Here is a 20,209-nt window from a genome sequence, read left to right on the forward strand (position 1 = left end):
ATGTTAGTACGTTTAATTAACTATCAATTTAGCAAACATTCGAAATGAAATCAATATATTTATTCAATTTTCTAACAATAAAAATATATCACTAACAACGAATTGAAAACGCAAACAAAAAAATATTGACTTTTCTTTTTAATTATCTGAAAATTATAACAAGATTTCACATCACGGAATACATTCCATAATACGGAAAAACATCAAACTTTATTCTATCAACTACGAAAGTGAGGAAAACAATGGCGCAAGTAAACAATACAAACAATGAATTAAAACGTACGATGAAAAGTAGACACTTATTCATGATTGCACTCGGTGGTGTGATTGGAACGGGGTTATTTAACGGATCTGGCTTTATAATAAGTCAAGCTGGACCTGGTGGATCCGTACTTGCCTTTATGGCCGGTGGATTATTAATGTATTTCGTTATGCTATGTCTTGGTGAACTCGCTGTAGCCATGCCTGTTTCGGGTTCTTTCCAGGAATATGCCACTAAATTCATCAATCCTGCAACTGGCTTTACAATCGGATGGTTGTATTGGTTAAGCTGGGCGAATACGACCGGTCTTGAATTTACAACTGCCGGTATTACAATGCAGCGCTGGTTTCCTGATATTCCTGTTTGGGTTTGGTGTTTAATATTTGGCGTTACAATCTTTACTATTAACGCATTATCTGCTCGTAGTTATGCAGAAACAGAATTTTGGTTTTCAAGTATAAAAGTATCTGCCATTATAGCTTTTATAATTCTTGGTGGCGCCGCTATGTTCGGCTTTATTGATTTAAAAGGCGACGAACCAGCTCCACTTCTTTCAAATTTCGTAAATCATGGTGGTTTATTTCCGAATGGACTTGCAGCTATTCTATTAACAATGGTTACAGTCAATTATTCCTTCCAAGGTACAGAGCTTGTCGGAATCGCAGCAGGTGAAAGTGAAGATCCAGCAAAAACTTTACCTCGTTCTATTAGAAATATTATATGGCGCACAATGTTTTTCTTCGTCTTAGCAATCTTTGTTCTTGTTGCTTTAATTCCTTGGGAAGAAGCAGGACTCACAAAGAGCCCATTCGTTGCTGTTTTTGATAATATCGGTATTCCATATGCAGCTGATATTATGAACTTTGTTATTCTTACTGCTGTTCTTTCTGTTGCAAACTCAGGACTATACGCTGCTACTCGCATGCTTTGGTCTTTATCAAAAAACGAAATGGCTCCAGCATTTTTAAAGAAATTATCATCACGCGGGATTCCTCTCAACGCTTTAATCATGACAATAGCTATTTCTGCTTTTTCTCTTTTAACAAGCGTCGTAGCTGCTGAAACGGTTTACTTATGGTTAATTTCCATTTCTGGAGTCATAACAATTATTGTTTGGATGTCAATTTGTGTTTCTCAATTCTTTTTCCGCAAACACTATTTAGCTGAAGGTGGAAAATTAGACGACTTGAAGTTCAGAACTCCACTCTATCCCCTTGTACCAATTCTTGGTTTTGGATTGTATGGCATTATATTAGTAAGTCTTATCTTTATCCCAGATCAAAGACTAGGCATTTATTGTACTGTACCATTTATCATCTTTTGCTATACTTACTATCACTTTAAAGTTAAGAAAAGAATTGCAACTAACACTCAAAGTGAAACTAAAATTAGCGAAACTTCGTAATATTGTACGATACAAAAAAGACAACACGTGGCGTTTCACTTCATGTGTTGTCTTTTTTTATTATTTAAATATGAGTTCACCTGAATTTAATGGATTTTTCTCTTCTCCTACAAAAGTAGTAAAATTTTCATTTGAACTTGCTACCTCAGTTGGATTTATCGTATTTCAATTTCGATATAATAATAAATAGGTATATCAGATATAGCTGTACATTATTAGAACTACATTCATTACTCAACTGGTAGTTATCAAGAAAGAAAGGAATGATCATAATGATACAGAACATATACGAAACTCATTTACATGTAAGAAATTTAGAAAAAGCGATAAATTTCTATCAAAACAAGCTAGGATTAACCTTAGCAAGAAAACTCTCCAAAAGAAGAGTGGCTTTCTTTTGGGTCGGAGAAAATAAAAAACAAATGCTTGGACTATGGGAAGTAAATAATATCGAAGACTTTGAGCTGAGACATTTTGCTTTTGGTGTAAATTTAGAGTTTTTAATGACTTCTAAAGCGTGGTTAGAGGAGCGTGGAATAGAAGTGATAGGAAGTCAAGGAAAAGGAAATCAAGAGCCAATTGTCCAAAGGTGGATGCCCGCTGCAAGTGTATACTTTCTAGATTGTGATAGAAATAAATTAGAATTCATTTCTATGTTACATGACAATCCAGATGAATTAGAATATGCATCCTATTTAAGTGTATGGAATGCGGAACACCAAGAAAAATGAATGAAATTTCCGTTCAAGTCTTTTCTAATTTTTTAGATATACTGTTGTACGATCCCCCTTTTGCTATTAATTTTCGTCGGATTTATGAACAGTTATCGTAATGGAAAATTCATGATAACTCCAATTGTTAACATAATGCATTTATCGTCATCTTGTATTTGTACTTACGTACTAGCAATTCCTAATCTGCTTCCATTACAATTTGAAACATTTAATTTTTCTTCTTATCTGGCATCTAATCTTTAAACAAAAACTCCCCTTAAATCGAAAATGATTAAGGGGAATTTTATATACGATGCAATTATAGTTCAGATTTCACCCGAACAGAAACATTATTTTTAATTATATTTTTGACATCTTTAAAGCTAACAAAATTGTTACTTTTCTCATCCCAAAGACGGAAACGGAGTGAACGCAAGCTTGTAGCAAGCGTAATTGTTGGTACATTTTTTAAAGGAAGGGTATTGTTGTGTGCCTCTTCTAGTTTATAGTTAGGTACTCTTGGACTTAAATGGTGAACATGATGAAATCCAATATTACCCGTTAGAAATTGCAAAATTTTTGGAAGTTTATAAAAAGAACTTCCCTCCACTGCCGCTTTCACATATTCCCATTCTTTATCTTCTTCAAAATAAGAATCCTCGAATGTGTGCTGTACGTAAAACAGCCAAATCCCTATTGAACCTGCTATTAAAAATATAGAACCATGTACTAAAAGAAACGATTGCCATCCAATTGCCCAGCAAAGCATTCCTACAATAGCAACGATTAAAATATTCGTTAAATAAGTGTTCATACGTTCTTTTTTTCTAGCACCTTTTCGGTTAAATCTATTTTTAAGCAAGAAAACATAAATCGGGCCTAACCCAAACATAACGAATGGATTGCGATATAAACGATATGCTAAACGGAGTCTAAATGGTGCTGCTACATATTCATCTACTGTAAGCGTCCAAATATCCCCTGTACCCCTCTTATCCAAATTACCACTCGTAGCGTGGTGAATAGAATGCTCATGCCCCCACTGATCAAATGGGAATAATGTTAAAACACCCATACACGTTCCAACTATTCTATTTGCACGTCGACTTTTAAAGAATGAATAATGGGTACAATCATGAAAAATAATGAAAATCCTTGTCATAAATCCAGCGGCTAACAGTGCTGGAACTAATGTTAACCAATAAGAAACTGACAAACTTTTATAAGCAAGGTACCATAAAATAATAAATGGCACGATTGTGTTGATCAGTTGCCAAACACTTTTTTTAATCGTTGATTTTTCAAAAGGAGCAACTTGTTTTTTTAAATTTTTAGTATTTTCTAAGGTCATTGTTCTAATTCCTTTCCTTTTTGTTGCTAATTCATATTATAGCACACTATTAGTATCAGGTGTTAAAAGTAGCTATAATAAATATTTTATACTATGAAAATCTCTTTTTTCTTACTCATTACTTACAAATTTCTTACGTCCAAAATAGCTTCTATAATTGGACAGACGGAGCATTTTATGTATCAAAGAAACTTCATATTTTTCCAATAAGTACATAAAAAACAGTGAGTTTTTTCACAAGAAGAAAAAAGCTGCAATCAGTCAGTTTCACCGACTTATCGCAGCTTCTCTTCTTTTTACCTTATTTTATCGATGAAGCCAAACTGCACCTGCAGACTTGTCTTCAGCTTGGCCTACCACTTCAAACTTCAGTCCTAGCTTCGGTAACTTACGTCCTGCATCAGGAATAACGCTGTTGATGTATTGCTTAGAATCATCAAATTTTGCCACTCCTGGTAATCCTTTATAATCAAAGATACCGCGTGTTGGTGAATTTACTTTCCATGCTGGTGTTTGATCAAATGAGAATGCCGCATCGGCAATTTGATAACGCGTACTGCTCTTCACAGTAGGTTGTCCGTTTAATGTCCCTACAATTGCCTCTGGATGAGAATCTACTACTCCTAAGAACCCTTCACCTGGATGAACGCCTACCCAGTTATCTGTAAAGCTTTGATCCGCATACCATACAACCATTCCTGTATTAAATACTGGGCCACGTGCATATTGTAACGCAGTGTCAGAACCAGCGTAATTTCTCCACTCTACATAGTAATTATGTTTTTTCTGTTCAAATCCGTTAGACACAGTAAAGCCTTTTAACGTCATTGCAGGCTGACCTTCTGCATCATCAGAGAAAACAACTTTTCCATCTACAGTTAAGGCTGCATTATCTAACGCAAATCCTTTATAAGCTACTGCAATATCTGTTAAGTACTCAAATTGCAGTTTTACTTTTTTTCCTTTGAATTGGCTTAAATCGTATGATTTATCAACCCACTTACCATCAGTTGTATCCGCGCCGCCTTTTATATCTTTTTCGCCCATTCTATCAATGCGTGTCTTCGTTCCATCTTCTGCAATCGCATATACGTCAAGGAAATCATACTTCGCTTCAAGTTCGTAAAATGCCTTATAATCGAACTTAGCATCCTTTGCATTTGTTAAGTCAAATACTGGTGTCTCAAGTGTTGTATGAATGTCATTTCCTTTTGTACTGTAATAGAACTTCTTACCAAACGCTGATTCGATATTTTTTATATCTTTGTCCGGCAAGTTAACACGAACAATTCCAGGTCGTTTAGATTTTGTAGTACTTTGATCTACATATGTTGCAACACCGATTCCTTTGCTAAGTTTGTCATAATCTACTTCAAGAATATTCGCCCAGTTCCCCTTCATATTCTTTTGGAAAAACTCTTTATTTTGTGGCGAGAAACTCGTTGGCTCTGTTCCTGCAATTTTTCCAGCCCAGCTACCACCACTCATAATAGACCATGACTCAACAGGTTCACCTTGTCCTGAGTACTTTGTATCATATTCATCTGGTAAGCCTAAATCATGGCCATACTCATGTGCAAACACACCAACTGCTCCGTCTTCAGGCTCGATTGTATAATCATATGCAGCCATCTTTCCGCCCCAGTTCGAAACAGAAGATTTCGTGCCATCAATTGCATATGGTTTTGAACCTAGTTTTGAACGATGTGACCAAATCGCATCATCTTTCAATTTACCGCCGCCAGCTTCTTGACCAACGCCAGCATGTACAACCATTAAATGATCAATAATACCATCTGGCTCATTTTTATTTCCATCACCATCTTGATCGTATTGATCAAATTGGTCATAGTCTGCTAAATTGATTCCTTTTGCTACCGCTGCTTTTAATGCTTCTTTCACAAAATCTTTTGGTCCTAAAGGCCCCTTGTTATCATGCCCAGTACCCGCATCAGCACCATAATCTGATGCTTTTCCTGGAACAGTAAGCCATTCTGTTACAGTCCCATCAACTGTATAGCTACCACCAGATTGTTCTTCATAATATTGCTTAAATGTGTTAATTTTCGATCCATCAAATAAAGTAAATGGTTCATCACCAAATAACATTTTTTGATAATGTTCACGATTAAAGTCCTTAGAATACATGTATCCTGGCTCTTGATCAATATTGTTATGCTTAAAATCGCTAAATTCTACAAGTAAAACAAGTACTTTATCTTTTCGAACAGCTCCATTGTATTCTTCTTGCTTCGCTGATGTAGTAGGTACTTTTCCATTTAATTTCCCAGGGTTCAATGCTGCACCTTGTCCAGCTACTGGGCCTACTTCAGGCTGCTGCGCCTGTTCATTTTCCCTCATTTTTGCATCTTTTACTTTTTTCATAAAGTCAGAGGCTTCTTGCGTAAGACTATCTCCTGTTAAGATTTCTTTCCCAGGGTTTTCCCCTTTCTTTTTCTCAACATATTTTTCGACAGCCTTTGAAGTCTCAGCTTGTGATGCAGATTGATCAATTGCCCCCCGTTGTTTTAGCGCTTCAGCCAAACGCTCCTCCGGTATTAAGTGCTCATCTATTGGTAGAGATGATGTTGGTGTCTCAGCATACGCTGCGTGACCTCCAAAAGCAAACGTACTACTTAGTACTGCTGCTGTTGTTAATACCGCTAATGGTTTTAATTTCTTTTTCTTTTTCAATGTATTTCCTCCCCAGTGTCTGCAAATTATCGTTTTTTGCCGATAACAACATAATATTCGTTATAATACGAATATTCAATCTTTTTCAACAAATAAAATGTTGAGAAATATTTTTTTATGCAGGGTGAAATACATAAGATATAAAAACAAACAGACTCTCCTATAAATAACAGTGAACTTTTATATGTTCTTAGTTACAATCAAAATCCAGTAAATCTGGGATTCATACTTTTTTAATAAAAATAAGAATTAAATATTTTCTATACTATTTAATCTATGAATTACCATATTACTCACTATTCTCATTATTACAAGCTAATAGTGGTTCGTACATCATTATAGCGTGATTCTCTGTTACATATTGATCTTCTATTAACTGTTTCTGTTGATTATATACTTTACGTTGAATCACATTATGTCGTATATAACCGCCCCAGTATGCAGGTTGAATTGAGTGTTCTTTCTCATACACTTCATATTGATAAAGTTGCGGATAGACTGTTCTCCATTCACCAACTAAATGTTCATCTGTCATATAAAGGTGAAGTTGATACAGTTGGTCCGTTTCATTTTTAATTTGTAAATCCAAATAGTTATAGGAACAAGTCGCCCCACTCCCAAACGGTTGAGTGCGCCTAGAGTCAGGAAAGACATCAAAGCTATGACGATATCGTTCTGTTACTGTCAGTGGTGTATGTAAAGTCATCCAATATATTAAATTCGAAAGCTGACAAAGACCTCCTCCAATACCTGTTTGAAAAGATCCGTAATGTAATACCATACCTTCTACATACCCTTTTTTCCTCGTTGGCTTACCTATTAAACGCCAGTAAGAAAATGTTTCTCCCGGTCTAATGACGATACCATTTAGTTTTTTAACAGCAATTTTCAAATTAACAACCTTATTCTGTTGATACCACATATCTACATCTTTGAGCTTACGAAGTAATATCGTTCGGTGCTGAATTGCTGTACAAGGTAGCTTTTCTTGTTGGAACCTTTTTGCATATGTTTTTCCATCTGCCAACCACTGAATGTACCTCTTTGTAGAGTAATACCACTTCCCTAGCATAATGCGATACTTAGACCGCTGTTTAGGACGTAAGTGCACTATATTCATTTTATTCCCTCTCTCTTTCTTCAAGTAAATTCTAATATATTTCTAATTCAATAAACTACAGTTTTCTTAGCTGCATAATAATTTCCACAAAAAAATAATAAATTTACTCTAGTGGAGATTTTATTTTGATGATTGCTTTATAATTATATAAAACTGAGCTTCAATACAATAAATTGAAATAAACATATTATAAATATAACGGATAACCTTAAATAAAAAATAATGAACATTAAAGAAATTCTAAAGTATTAATATATTTTTCGTAAATATTAATTGATAACACATTAGACTTTACTATATGTATAACTTCTTATTCTACAAAATGAAATTTTTTAATGTAAGAAAAAAATATAATTTCCCTTTAACATTTATACAAGTCTCATATGGAAAACTTTACAAAACAATTCGAACACTTATATTTAGAATAAACACAAAAAATTGCCACCAGTTAGCTTAACTGGTTGGCAATTTTTTAACGAGAATGCTTTACAAATAGTTGAATTGCTTCTTCTGGTACATAGTACTTTCCATTACTCTCTACAATAATACTTCTTAATTCATACCCTTTACCATTGATACGAATTATATTTTTGTTACCAAATAATTGTGCTTCTACTTTATTATGTTTTACTACGAGTAACGGGTTTGCTCCTTCGGTTTTGTCGGCTGTTACAGTTGCACCGATTTTCTTAAAGGCTTGTTCACTCTCTAAAAATATTTTATTCGTTACTTCTTCTAAGTTAAAGCCCATCGCTTTCGCCATCGTCTTCGCAATGTCTGTATTTTGGATTAAGCCTTCTGGTTTTTGAGGTCCATAAGAATGTAAGAATACATCCTCACCTGTATGTCCTCCTGTCGTAAAGCCGATATTTGCACGATTAGCCAATAATGTAGTAAAAATTCGTCCTACATCCATTTTCTTTTTTGCCACTTTTAATTGTTCTTTTTCATCATGAGTTAGATTATCCAAACCGTATAGTTTAGCTACATCTTCTACATTTGATAAATCAGATTTCAGTTTATTTATAGTTCCTTCAAGTGTCATTTTCGCCTTTTTCAATGGATCAATGTATGCAGAAACCGGTGTAGTATTGTATCCTTTTGTCGTATTCCTATTCCCTATAGAGATGCCGCTGTTACCATGATCAGTTAAAGCGATGAGCATCGTATCCCCATCTTTCTTCGCAAATTGTAACGCCTTTGCTACCGCTTCATCAAATGCTAATACATCACTAATCATCCCAATTGGATCATTAGCATGAGCTGCCCAATCAGGCTTACTACCTTCTACGAATAAAAAGAAGCCATCTTTATCTTTTGATAATGTTTGAATTGCTTTTTCTGTCATTTGAGAAAGTGTTGGTTGTTCTGGATTTATTGCTATACGATCCATATCAAACGCAAGAGCATGATGTGAGAAAGAGCCCCAAATTTTATTAGATTTGGAGTTCAATAACGCATCTTTCGTTTCAACGAAATCGTATCCTTTGTCTTGAATCACCTTTACTAAATTTTCACCATCTTTTCGGATTCCATTACTTTTCATAGGTAACAGCGCCGCTTTTCCCCCGCCTAATACGACATCTATATTTTGATATACTTGCTGCTTCGCAATTACGTCAAAATGTTTGCGATTGACATGGTGAGCAGAGAATCCGGCCGGAGTAGCATGCTGAATTTCAGATGTAGCAACAATGCCAGTTGCACGACCAGTACATTTTGCGCCTTCTAATACGTTTGCGACCGGCCGTAACTTTTCTTCTTCTTTTATTGGCTGTAAGCTAGGCGAACTTACAATAGAAGGTAATATACCTACATATCCTGAATTCGATTTATTTCCAGTTGCTAAAGCTGTTGCTGCTGGCGCTGAGTCTGTAATAGCTGATTCCGCCGAAAACGTACGAACACCTCCTGTTACAATTTGATCTAACGTAAGCGGTGCCCCTTTATACCAGCGAGCCAATGTTGTCGCCGTTGAACTCGTTCCGTCCATAACCATCATAATTATATTTTTAGGCTGGTGTTCTACTTTTTTCACCTTAGCTTTGGCCGCATGATAATTCATCATACTTTCCGTACTTAATACGCTTACTATTATAGCTCCCACTAATAGTAACTTTTTCATCTTCACACCATAATTCAACATGATTGTTCCTCCATAAACTTTGCATTCATTTCAATACACCTTATTTCCTTTTCCATACCAAAACCTACATATGTTTTATTAGTTCCCAATTCTCATAAAGCTAACAATAGTTACTTTCTCTTTCTTTAATTAAATATCGATATGTATCATTTATCTTATAAAAAAGATTTAACATCCTTTTCATTAATTACTTGTTTAACAATAAATCCTCGATTAAAAGAAATAAAAATTTATTGTTAAACAATAAATTTCATGTTAAATTAATAAGATATTAAATAAATGAGGTGCTTTTTATGAAACAAGGATCCACACTCTTTTTAAAGACCGTTGTAATTCTAATCGGAATCCCCGTTCTTGCTATGTGCATTTTTTTAGTCCCTAAAATAGGAAATTTTGCCGCAGAATTATATCCAGATATTGCATATATTAAATATCTTGTATTTATCAATTTATACGCAACAGCAATACCTTATTACTTCGCACTGTACCAAACATTTAAGCTTTTAAACTATATTGATAAAAATAACGCATTCTCAGAGCTATCTGTTCAAGCTTTAAAAAATATTAAGTACAGCGCATTGGCAATTAGTGTATTATATGTATTAGGTATGCCACTTTTTTATCTCGTGGCAGAGAGAGATGATGCCCCTGGCATTATTATTATCGGAATGATTATGATTTTTTCTTCAATGGTAATCGCGGTCTTTGCTGCCGTTCTCCAAAGACTATTAAAAGATGCTATAGATATAAAATCAGAAAATGATTTAACGGTCTGAGGTGAATAATATGGCAATTATTATTAATATTGATGTAATGTTAGCAAAAAGAAAAATGAGTGTAACAGAACTTTCGGAGAAGGTTGGAATTACAATGGCTAACCTTTCTATCTTGAAAAATGGAAAAGCAAAAGCAGTCCGTTTTTCAACTTTAGAAGCAATATGTAAAGCATTAGAATGCCAACCGGGTGATATTTTAGAATATCAACCTGAAGATACCGAGTAAAAAGAGTCCTTCATATGAGTAATGGGTTCAGTGTAGGAAGAGAAAAATGCTAATAACCATTAGAAATAACAAACTAAAACGCTCAGAAGATATTCTGAGCGTTTTTATTTCCTTATTCAACTAAAGCACCAGTTAGTGTAAAAAGCTATTTCACCATTTGTATGGCTAACTTATCTTTTAACATTGACCTATATGAGTCAATTTCATATTTTGTATTATTGATTTTTTCTTTTTTCATTTTTAACATATCGAATATTTCTAATTCTAAATTCCTTCTAGCTTCAAGAACTTTTATCGCTCCTTCTATACCTGAATGGTTATGTTCTTTTCCATAGCCTTGGTTAGTGTAATAGTCAATAATTCCTGTGGACCATTCTGGAGTTCTTTCTTTTAACGCCTTCCTAAATGAAAATTCAAGATTATCTTGTTCTACATACAATAACATTGGATTTAAATTCTCTATGATTTTTGCAACTTTCATTATATAATTTATTATTTTTTCTTTTTGTTCACCATATTTAATCATCCCAATAGTTAATGGATTTTGTATGAAACAACATTCAAAGATATAAACCTTATTGTCTTCTAGAGCGGTTTCAGCAAAGTCATTCCATTTATCAGCAATTAATTCAACATTTTTATCGAATGGTAATTCGTATATATCATTTTTAGAAATAATGTTAAATAATTCGTCCGAAAACTGGTCACCAAACTCATTTTTTATCTTTCTGTATGGTAATAAATAATTGCTTCCTTTTTTTAGAACTTTCTTAAGGAGCACTTCTTTAAAATCCCCACTGTTAGATAATAATCTATCGAACTCAAATTTATTAAAACAAGATACACCATCATAGTCGGCTGGGTGGTTCAAATTTCCTTCTAAAAATAGTTCAACTTCAATTTTATTTTGGCTTAGAATTTCATTTATTAGCTTTGCAGTGGTTGATTTTCCAAATCCAGGTAACCCTTCTACTATTATTAGTTTTGTATTCATAGTTATAAATGCCTTCCTTCAAAGTATTTAACTAAGATTAAAAAAATCACTTACTCCACTGCAATCACCCCTTCAAAATATGATATTTACCATTTCCTTTGAAAAAACCTTCTTAAAGTAACCTGACTGTTAGTTTAAGAACATTTTTTCATAATCTCTACAACTATTTTAACATAAATTTTCCATTTATCTTTTTATTTAGAACACTATTTAACTATATAAAAGTGCTTAAACACTATAATAACAATAAAAAAAGGGTGCTAAATCATATGTGATTTACATCCCTAATTTGTGTGTTATTTTATATTTTCTCTCCCGTAACTGAACCCGATATCATACGAGAAGGACTCTTTTTATTACACATTACGGCGCAAAACTAATTTGACCAGTAAACAATAGGATAATTGCTATGATCCAAAATATAAAAAATGATGAGGACAGTATTAATGAAAGAATAGCAATTCCCTTCTTCTCTGTTCTTTTCGTCATTGTGATTATTGAAAGCATGATACCTACACCTGTCAGGGCAATTGTAATATAATCCCCAACTATATTACCTGCATTGGCTATCCTTGTTGGCGTTATAAAAACGAATAGAAAACACAAAATGCCGATGAGTAAAGATGCATAGCTTATTATACTGTACTTCTTTTTAGGAACTATTTCAGTTTTCATACTAACCCCACCCCTTCTATATAGCTATGAGTGCATATTAACATGAATAACCATAATTTGGTTAAAATAAACTGGCCATTTCCTTAATAAAGATGGACGATTATCCTTTAATCTCTAGTAATTATTATATACAGAAAATAAAGTGAAACTTTAATCAGTGGAGGTTTTGTTCACCCTCCACTGATTATTAGTTGAAGCAATCAGGCTGCCCGTTAATGCGGAATAAAATGAAAGAGTTCTAAAAAATAAAGACTGTACCTTTAAAATAAAAGATTCAGTCCTTATTAATAACTTTTTTTATAAAGAAAACTCTCTATCACTCACTATCTTAAAAAACTCCGAGTAATGTGATAAAGAATAATCCGCTACATCACAATTACCTTGAAACATACATGTTGAAATACCTAATTCTTTTGCAGGTAATAAATCTAATTCTCTATCTCCAATAGCTAAATCAATATTATGCTTTTTATGTAAATGATTATAAGCTAAAGAGTTGGGCTTTCGGGGAAAGCCATCGTCAATTGTAACCATATCTACAAAGTATTTTTCCCAGCCGTAATATTTTAAAATGTCCATAACTCCTGCCCTATGTTTATGGGTCATAATCACATTTTTATCTGCAAATTTCAAAACCTCTTCGACACCTGCAAAAGGTTTCATATCTTTTGGCGTGAATTTTCCCTTCAAAACTTTAATCTTTTCTTCCTGCTCGCATGAAATATTATAATACTGAATTGCATGAGAGTATGATATTTTTAAGTTTTTGTATATTTCTTGTTTTTCTACTGAGTCACCTAATATTTCAGAAAGCATTATTGTATATGCAGGATACGTATCAAATAACGTCCCATCAAAATCCCATAAAATATTCATTCTATTCACCTTCTATTTTCAAATCATTGGATGACTAAATCCGCCCTATCCCTCGGCAATTCCGTTTCTAAGTAATAATCCTCTGCTTTCCAATACCTATTTTCAAACTTTGAAAGGTTCTTCTGTGTCTCCTCACTCTCACGTAGAAACCTTGTCTCTCTTGGACAGTCCAAATAGACCATATAATGAAAGAAATCTCTCCATTCTTTTCGCTGCAGAAAAACTCCTTCAATAACAATTACGCCTACAATAGGAATCTGTACTTTTTCCATTTCACATATATCTGTTTCTTCATGAAAAAAAGGTAATTTCAATTTTGTTTCGTGTTGTAGCTTTTGAAAAAATTTCTGCCTTAGCCATTCAATGTCCCATTGTAAATAATAATACTCGTACCATTCTTCATATCCAGTATGATATCGTTTATTACGATCCACTATATGATCATCAATATGGAAAATATGAAACGGAATGCCTTCTTGTTTCATATTTTCTTTTAAATTGGCTACAAATGTTGTTTTTCCAGATCGACTTAAACCATCTATACCTAAAATGAATCTATTTTCCCTATGCTTCTTCATAATCGTTATAAGTTCGTTTGTACTCATTACTTCTTCCACTCTTCTTTTAATAAAGAATATAAAATGGTATCATGAGCAACTCCATTTTGAATCATATGTTTTCGAAGTAATCCTTCTTCTTGAAATCCTGCTTTACTTAATAATTTTTGAGAAGCTTTATTTTCTACATATACAACAGCAGCAACTCTAATAAGTTGCAATGTTTCAAACCCGTAAGTTAAAATTGCCTGTAACGCTTCCGTTGCATACCCTTGTCCCCAATATGTATCGTCTAATTCATAACCAATTTCAGCTCGTTTATGATGATTATTAATTAAATGAAATCCGCACGTTCCGATTAATTGGCCCGTCCCTTTTTTCTCGATTCCCCAGCGAAATACACTGCCCTCTTCATAACGATTTTTAAACGTTTGAATCGTTGTTTTCGCTTGCTCAATATTTTCAAAAGAATCCATTCCGAAATAACGTATAACTGATTCTTTCGAGAAATATTGGAACAGCGTTTCTGCATCTAATAGTGTAAGTTCTCTTAGTCGTAAACGTTCTGTTTCTAGTTTCGGAAATCCCATCTCTCTTTCTCCCTCTATTCTAATGAACTGCAAATTTCAATATAATTTCCATCTGGATCAGCAATGTAGGCAATTGTTTGTCCCCACGGTTTTACAATAGGTTCAACTAAAATCTTGATTCCTTGTTCTCTAAATTGCTCAATCGTTTCTTGTACATTCTCAACAACGAATCCTAATTCGAAATGAGAAGACTGTAATTCACCTTCTGTAAGCGGTAGTCCTGTTAATTCTTTCACATCTTGCCGCGTATTCATCGCTAAAATGGTAGTTCCAGTATTAAATTCAATATATGTTCCGTGCTCTGCTTTTATAGGTAACTGTAAAATATCTTTATAGAACCTTAAACATGCCTCAAACTTTTCTACATATAAAATGATGTACTTCATTTTCAAATTCATTTTACATCCCCCTTTGTATCTATTCCTAAAATTTCGACAAAAGTCTCATAAAAACCTTGTTCCTTGTAGTAATGAGCAAAAAAAAATGAGGCCGATTTCTCGGCCCCCCAGCTTATTGGCATAAAACAGGAGATTTGGTTTGGACATAACCAGTTCGTACTTTTATTATATTTTATTTTTTCTGAATTTTAAATACATTAAACACCTATTTATATTGAGAAAGTTTTTTGCTTGCATAAAATTAAAGATTTTAAGAAATGATACAAATGGAGGTGTATACATATGGAACCAATGCTATGTCCAAGTTGTAAAACAAACCGTACCCGCTTTAATATTCTTGAGCAACAAGTAAAACCAGTCAAATTAAATCCACAAACTGGTCAAGTAGAAGAAGAATACACAAATGAAACGATGAATGCTTTTCATATGGCCTATCAAGGACCTACATACCGTGTCCAATGCGCTGTATGTGGGCTTGTTGAAAACCCTGAACAATTTATTAAACCTGCTCAAAATCAGTCTTTCTAATAAAAACATGATTATCCCTTATAGAAATAGATTTTTCTATAAGGGATTTTTTCGTTTAATACGGTAAAAAAACGTATTTCTTCCTTATTACATGTTAAACTTCGCACTCTTTTGGAAATGTTTACATAAGCGAGGTAAAACAAATAATAAAAAAATAACGCTTCCATCAATATTTCTACTATTAACTTGTCATATAGTCATCTTTTACTTTTGGATCTTCGATTGGGAGAAAATAACGACTCCTTACGGTCTAACAATATGGTTTGTTTCTACTATTTATAGTCTTTTACTTTACTACCATTTTAAAAATTAAAAATCTAATAAATTAATATTAATTGCTAGTTCGTTATTATTGATTATTTCTTCTTCATTTATGATTTTTTTAGGTGTTGTTACTGGTATTATCTTTGTAACTGTTAGTTCTATGAATTAAAAAGTTAGTCTTTTATTATATAAAAAAGAATGAACAAAATAAATATATATAGAAATTAGAGAAGTTGATTCCCATCAATAATCTTCTCTAAGAATATCACTCTTTGTTAAAATATTTCCTTTTTCAACTTTTTAATCTTCCTAAATAAATTAATAAACGCATATAAATATATACAAACTAAAAACCCAACCATACCTTTATATAATCCTGATTCTGATACTCCAAGAAAACATAAGTAAAGCACTGGAATTAACATTACAAACATAATTGCAACGAACTGTATCAATTCAACAAATTTTTGTATCTTCGTTTCTTTGTCTGAATAAATATCAGGTAACTCATTTTCCTCGTCTACTTCTTTACAAAAATAATTCCACTTCGCAAAACTCGTTACATGTTTCCATCCACACATTTCATATATTTCAATATATTCTTTTTGTTTTTCTTTTGAATCTTTATAATCCAGTCTAAAATCCGCTTTATATACTACATCTTTTGGTTCAGTTTTCTTAAACGTATACATTACATTATACTTTTGTAAAGCCCATCCTTTTTGATGCATTTTTCTTAAAAAAGCTTCTTCTTTTTCCAAGCTCCATATCGCAAAAGGTTTGAATACCTTCTTTGTCTCCATTTCCCATTCACTCCCCTAATATACTATTTCCATTCCTTACAGATCTCTGCAATCTGTTATATTCTAGCTCTAACACTTCTCTCCCAAACGGCGTTAACTCATAGCACTTCTTTCTATCTGTAGAGGCAACTTCAACAATTAATTTTTCTTTAAGTAATTTCGTCGTATTCCCGTATAAAGTACCAGGACCGAGCTTTACTTCCCCATTTGTCATCTCTTCTACCATTTGCATAATTCCATATCCGTGCATTGGTTTCACTAGTGATAACAATATGTAATATGTCGCCTCAGTTAACGGAATATATTTTTGCGCCTTCCCATTCATTATAACTACCTCCGATACATCGCCTTATGATATATCGACTTACGATACATCGTATATCGATATTGTATAATCATATTCCAAAATATGCAAGAGTAATTTAATAATTAAATATCCATTTCTTTGAATTAAAAAACCATACAAATTTTCTGAATAATTTGTTAAAATATAGAAATATTAGCTCTTTTATAATGAAAGGAATGGTACATATGATAAATAAATTGAAAGAAAACATCGGATCTGTGTTTGTTGGGAAAGAAAATGTTATTGATCTACTGCTCGTTTCACTTCTTGCTGATGGACATGCACTACTCGAAGACGTGCCTGGTACTGGGAAAACGTTACTGGCGAAAACCATTTCCAAAAGTATTGGTGGTAGTTTTTCTCGCGTTCAATTCACCCCCGATGTACTTCCAAGTGATATAACAGGTATTGAATACTTCAACCCAAAAACAAGCGAATTCGAATTAAGAATTGGACCAGTTATGACAAACATTTTGCTGGCAGATGAAATTAACCGTGCAATGCCGAGAACGCAGTCGAGTTTGTTAGAAGCGATGGAAGAACGACAAGTGACGCTCGAAAAACAATCTACGCCTCTGCCGAAACCGTTCTTTGTTATTGCGACGCAAAACCCAATTGAATCACAAGGGACTTTCCCTCTTCCAGATGCACAGCTTGATCGCTTTTTAATGACGATTTCAATCGGTTATCCTACTCCTGAAGATGAGCTACAAATGATGCGACGTTTTCGGAACGATTTACCATTAGAAAGTGTCACATCTGTCATCTCATTAGAAGATATTTTAGAATCTCAAAAACGAGTAAAAGAAATATTTGTTTCGGAACCGTTAGAACATTACATTATTAAACTTGCTCATGCTACAAGAAATCATGATTATATCGCTAACGGTGTAAGCCCACGTGCCACATTAGCTTTAGTACGTGCTGTTCAAGCTTTAGCCTTTTTACATGGGAGAGAATATTGCACACCAGAAGATATACAATTGTTAGTTCCTTCTGTTTGGAATCACCGTATCGTCTTATCAATGGAAGGTGCATTACGTACGACAAAAAATGATATTATGAAAAGTATTTTAAAAGAAGTTGACGTACCTGTGGAGATTGAGCAAGCATGAATGGACAGCGTGTTGTAACTGTGCCTTTATTTTTTCAACTCCATATTATTCAACTAACCGTTCCAATCGCGTTACTTTTCACATTCTTTTTCCCGCAACGAATGCTTATGTTTCTCTTTTTCTTCTATTATATATTTGCGATTTTTATTTATAAATATGTCGCTTTCATAGAGAAGAAGTTTCAAATCATAAATGAGAAACAAACTACACGGCTTTTTCCTGAGGAATCTGGACAGTTTTTTATTCATTTAAAAAATGGAGCCAGCATACCGCTCGTTAATGGTGTTTGTTACTTTCATTTAAATTCGTCCCTTATACCGCATAAAGAGCAAGGCATTGAACAAATATCAAAAACATTATTCTCTTTCCCATTTTCACAACCCGCACATTCGGCACAAAAATGGGGTTTAACATTAACCGCAACGAAGCGTGGTGTGTTTCAAATTGAACAGTTTGAATGTGTATTAAAAGATCCATTTCATCTATTAACTGTACATTTACCTGTTTTTGATAAATTAAGGACTGAAATTATTGTGTATCCTTCTCCTAAAGAAGTAGCAGGTTTGCAAGAACTTCAGCAACTTTTGAATGGATTTTATCGAACGAATTTTTCTTTTTACAATGATGAAACATCTATTATCGGTGTAAAGCGATATGAGCGTGAGTCTTTCCGCTCTATTCATTGGAAGGCATCTGCTAAAATGCAACAATTACAAGCGAAGCAATATGAACCTGTAAAAAATTATAGTTGGACGATTTGTCTTTCTTTAGCTGCCGATCGTGGATTTGGTTGGAAAGATAATGTAGAAGAACTTATTTCATATGCAACATACATTTTCCAGTACACAACGAAGCACCACATTCCGTTTGAATTGTTTATTAGTGTATTAGCAGAAGGCGGTGCATTACATGTACCGTTAAATGAAGGACAAACACAATATGCAAAAGCTTTAGAAGAATTAGCCCGTATTTCAGATGATAGTACGTTACTTCCGAAACAAGGATTCCTTCATTATGTAAAGAGAAAGAGAGAACGATCGTCTACAATGATATACATTGGTTTACAAAGAAATGAACTCCCTCTTCTCTCGCAGCCAACGTTTCTCATTACTAGTGAAGGGATGGTGGAACCAGTTGAAAACTTGGCTATATCACATTCATGATTTCATTCTGCTCCTCCTGCTTTCATTATTAACAGAAAGAGATGAACTAATTAGTATTGCAATATTTTTAACAACAGGCTATATTGGAGTATTTCTTATTCATAAATTTATGCAGAAAAAAACAACAGGATTTGTAATACTTTTAGTTCTTCAAATCGTTCTTTTCTCTTTATTTTTACCTTTTTCTCTTTTTGGCACAATCATATTACCACTATTTTTCTTTATCGTACATGCGATCGGACCTGGATATCCAGTTCAAAAATCTTTAGGTGGTATTGTATGGTTTGTTGTTTCAGCTATATTTTATGCACCCTTTCCACCGTTGTGGAAACTATTAATGTTAGCCTTGCATCTTATGATTACATTTTGGTTAACCGGGGCAAATCGCAAACAACAACTATTACGTTTTGCTTCTATCATTACGATTGGCTTAATGAGTATATTAATTGTTCAAGTATTTCCTTTCATTCGACTTATTTTTGGTTTTATAACGGAAGTAGTCGCATTAGGCGTCGGCTATGCTTTAATGCCATTAATTAAAGCAGCGGAATTAAAAGATACTGAAGATGTTTGGGCAAATAAAGGACATCTCTTAAAACCCAAAATTGAAGACGGAAAAAAAATTCCTGATTTTGATCCAATACTCATAAATAGCGCTACAATAATAGTCTGTACAGCTATCACTATTTACGTCGTTTGGAAAATAGTAAAAAAACGAAAACATTTAAGTTTACCAAATATGCCCGCCTTCGAATCTACTATCATTACTGATAAAGAAGGAATAAGCCAAAATCGTTTTAAACGAAATAAACCGCCACATAACGAAATTCGGAAGGAAATTTTCAAGCTAGAGAGTAAGTTAACCCCTCCTTTAAATAGAAAACGGGGAGAAACTGTTGAGGCTTGGCTAGAAAGAATAAACGATGAAGAAGATGTAAATATTCAAAGTGATATTATTATAGATGCTTATAATACTGTGCGGTATTCAAATGGTGCAAACACTGTACTTCTACATGAATTTAAGGAAGAGATTCATAAGCTTTATGCATATCAAAAAAGTTTGAAGAAACGAAAGAAATAACGTAACAAAAAGACTCCTATATTCATGAACTGAACCCAAAAAATTAGACAAATATATTAAGCAGCTACTAAGGATTGAACTCTGTATTGCACAGGGGACAATCCTTTTAGTTTTGTTTTAATTCTT

General features: G+C 33.5%; 20 protein-coding genes and 1 pseudogene. 9 read left to right on the forward strand and 12 right to left on the reverse strand.

Features of this window, described 5'->3' with window-relative positions:
- Positions 1-242 precede the first annotated feature (242 nt).
- On the forward strand, positions 243-1,667 hold the full coding sequence (locus ES895_RS15545; RefSeq protein ID WP_000079967.1) for an amino acid permease: 1,425 nt from the start codon (positions 243-245) through the stop codon (positions 1,665-1,667).
- Positions 1,668-1,939: 272 nt separating this feature from the next.
- Positions 1,940-2,398, forward strand: coding sequence for a VOC family protein (locus ES895_RS15555; protein WP_000615639.1), 459 nt, complete (start codon positions 1,940-1,942; stop codon positions 2,396-2,398).
- Between the two features lie 301 nt (positions 2,399-2,699).
- On the opposite strand, the gene desA is transcribed toward ES895_RS15555, so the two are convergent.
- The 4 genes from desA to ES895_RS15575 all read right to left on the reverse strand — a co-directional run bounded on the left by desA (position 2,700) and on the right by ES895_RS15575 (position 9,691).
- The gene (gene desA, locus ES895_RS15560) at positions 2,700-3,731 is read right to left on the reverse strand and encodes a Delta(5) desaturase DesA (RefSeq protein WP_000171499.1); all 1,032 of its coding nucleotides are present in this window, start codon (positions 3,729-3,731) and stop codon (positions 2,700-2,702) included.
- A gap of 306 nt (positions 3,732-4,037) precedes the next feature.
- Positions 4,038-6,425, reverse strand: a complete 2,388-nt coding sequence (locus ES895_RS15565; protein WP_135238467.1) for an immune inhibitor A domain-containing protein — start codon at positions 6,423-6,425, stop codon at positions 4,038-4,040.
- A 289-nt stretch (positions 6,426-6,714) separates the two neighbouring features.
- On the reverse strand, positions 6,715-7,545 hold the full coding sequence (locus ES895_RS15570; RefSeq protein ID WP_009327106.1) for a VanW family protein: 831 nt from the start codon (positions 7,543-7,545) through the stop codon (positions 6,715-6,717).
- Between the two features lie 472 nt (positions 7,546-8,017).
- Positions 8,018-9,691, reverse strand: coding sequence for an alkaline phosphatase (locus ES895_RS15575; RefSeq protein ID WP_135238468.1), 1,674 nt, complete (start codon positions 9,689-9,691; stop codon positions 8,018-8,020).
- 293 nt (positions 9,692-9,984) lie between these two features.
- Here ES895_RS15575 and ES895_RS15580 point away from each other — a divergent pair, with 293 nt between their 5' ends.
- Positions 9,985-10,467, forward strand: coding sequence for a DUF2975 domain-containing protein (locus tag ES895_RS15580; protein WP_000809119.1), 483 nt, complete (start codon positions 9,985-9,987; stop codon positions 10,465-10,467).
- A gap of 10 nt (positions 10,468-10,477) precedes the next feature.
- Complete coding sequence (locus tag ES895_RS15585; protein WP_000974619.1) at positions 10,478-10,693, forward strand: helix-turn-helix domain-containing protein; 216 nt, start codon at positions 10,478-10,480, stop codon at positions 10,691-10,693.
- Between the two features lie 145 nt (positions 10,694-10,838).
- Here ES895_RS15585 and ES895_RS15590 read toward each other — a convergent pair whose 3' ends face one another.
- From ES895_RS15590 to ES895_RS15615, 6 genes are all read right to left on the reverse strand, one after another.
- Positions 10,839-11,687, reverse strand: a complete 849-nt coding sequence (locus ES895_RS15590) for a P-loop NTPase family protein (protein ID WP_001093189.1) — start codon at positions 11,685-11,687, stop codon at positions 10,839-10,841.
- 363 nt (positions 11,688-12,050) lie between these two features.
- The gene (locus ES895_RS15595) at positions 12,051-12,362 is read right to left on the reverse strand and encodes a hypothetical protein (RefSeq protein WP_000845547.1); all 312 of its coding nucleotides are present in this window, start codon (positions 12,360-12,362) and stop codon (positions 12,051-12,053) included.
- A 297-nt stretch (positions 12,363-12,659) separates the two neighbouring features.
- Positions 12,660-13,238 (reverse strand): HAD-IA family hydrolase, encoded by a 579-nt coding sequence (locus tag ES895_RS15600; protein WP_001024220.1) that lies wholly within the window; start codon positions 13,236-13,238, stop codon positions 12,660-12,662.
- A gap of 23 nt (positions 13,239-13,261) precedes the next feature.
- Entirely contained in the window at positions 13,262-13,843 is a 582-nt protein-coding gene (locus ES895_RS15605; protein ID WP_135238469.1) for a kinase, read from the reverse strand.
- Positions 13,843-14,385: a GNAT family N-acetyltransferase gene (locus ES895_RS15610; protein WP_000506676.1), complete on the reverse strand. Its 543-nt coding sequence runs from the start codon at positions 14,383-14,385 to the stop codon at positions 13,843-13,845. The genes ES895_RS15605 and ES895_RS15610 overlap by 1 nt, the downstream gene beginning before the upstream one ends.
- Before the next feature lie 14 nt (positions 14,386-14,399).
- Positions 14,400-14,783, reverse strand: coding sequence for a VOC family protein (locus tag ES895_RS15615; RefSeq protein WP_001049847.1), 384 nt, complete (start codon positions 14,781-14,783; stop codon positions 14,400-14,402).
- 282 nt (positions 14,784-15,065) lie between these two features.
- Here ES895_RS15615 and ES895_RS15620 point away from each other — a divergent pair, with 282 nt between their 5' ends.
- Together ES895_RS15620 and ES895_RS29785 are read left to right on the forward strand one after the other, a co-directional pair.
- A complete protein-coding gene (locus tag ES895_RS15620) occupies positions 15,066-15,311 on the forward strand; it encodes a hypothetical protein (protein WP_000433609.1) in 246 nt (81 codons plus the stop codon).
- A gap of 91 nt (positions 15,312-15,402) precedes the next feature.
- A pseudogene (locus ES895_RS29785) lies at positions 15,403-15,744 on the forward strand (hypothetical protein).
- A 106-nt stretch (positions 15,745-15,850) separates the two neighbouring features.
- On the opposite strand, the gene ES895_RS15630 reads toward ES895_RS29785, so the two are convergent.
- Complete coding sequence (locus tag ES895_RS15630; protein ID WP_000448424.1) at positions 15,851-16,378, reverse strand: DUF2812 domain-containing protein; 528 nt, start codon at positions 16,376-16,378, stop codon at positions 15,851-15,853.
- Positions 16,379-16,385: 7 nt separating this feature from the next.
- Complete coding sequence (locus ES895_RS15635) at positions 16,386-16,703, reverse strand: PadR family transcriptional regulator (RefSeq protein WP_001013435.1); 318 nt, start codon at positions 16,701-16,703, stop codon at positions 16,386-16,388.
- A 206-nt stretch (positions 16,704-16,909) separates the two neighbouring features.
- Between ES895_RS15635 and ES895_RS15645 the strand changes: the two genes are divergently transcribed.
- The 3 genes from ES895_RS15645 to ES895_RS15655 are packed head-to-tail and all read left to right on the forward strand — an operon-like array spanning position 16,910 to position 20,083.
- On the forward strand, positions 16,910-17,839 hold the full coding sequence (locus tag ES895_RS15645) for an AAA family ATPase (RefSeq protein ID WP_000608776.1): 930 nt from the start codon (positions 16,910-16,912) through the stop codon (positions 17,837-17,839).
- Entirely contained in the window at positions 17,836-19,002 is a 1,167-nt protein-coding gene (locus tag ES895_RS15650; protein ID WP_001014390.1) for a DUF58 domain-containing protein, read from the forward strand. The genes ES895_RS15645 and ES895_RS15650 overlap by 4 nt, the downstream gene beginning before the upstream one ends.
- Entirely contained in the window at positions 18,974-20,083 is a 1,110-nt protein-coding gene (locus tag ES895_RS15655; protein WP_135238470.1) for a DUF4018 domain-containing protein, read from the forward strand. The genes ES895_RS15650 and ES895_RS15655 overlap by 29 nt, the downstream gene beginning before the upstream one ends.
- Positions 20,084-20,209 lie beyond the last annotated feature (126 nt).

The sequence above is a fragment of the Bacillus sp. 007/AIA-02/001 genome, from assembly GCF_004634455.1.
Lineage (GTDB): Bacteria > Bacillota > Bacilli > Bacillales > Bacillaceae_G > Bacillus_A > Bacillus_A cereus.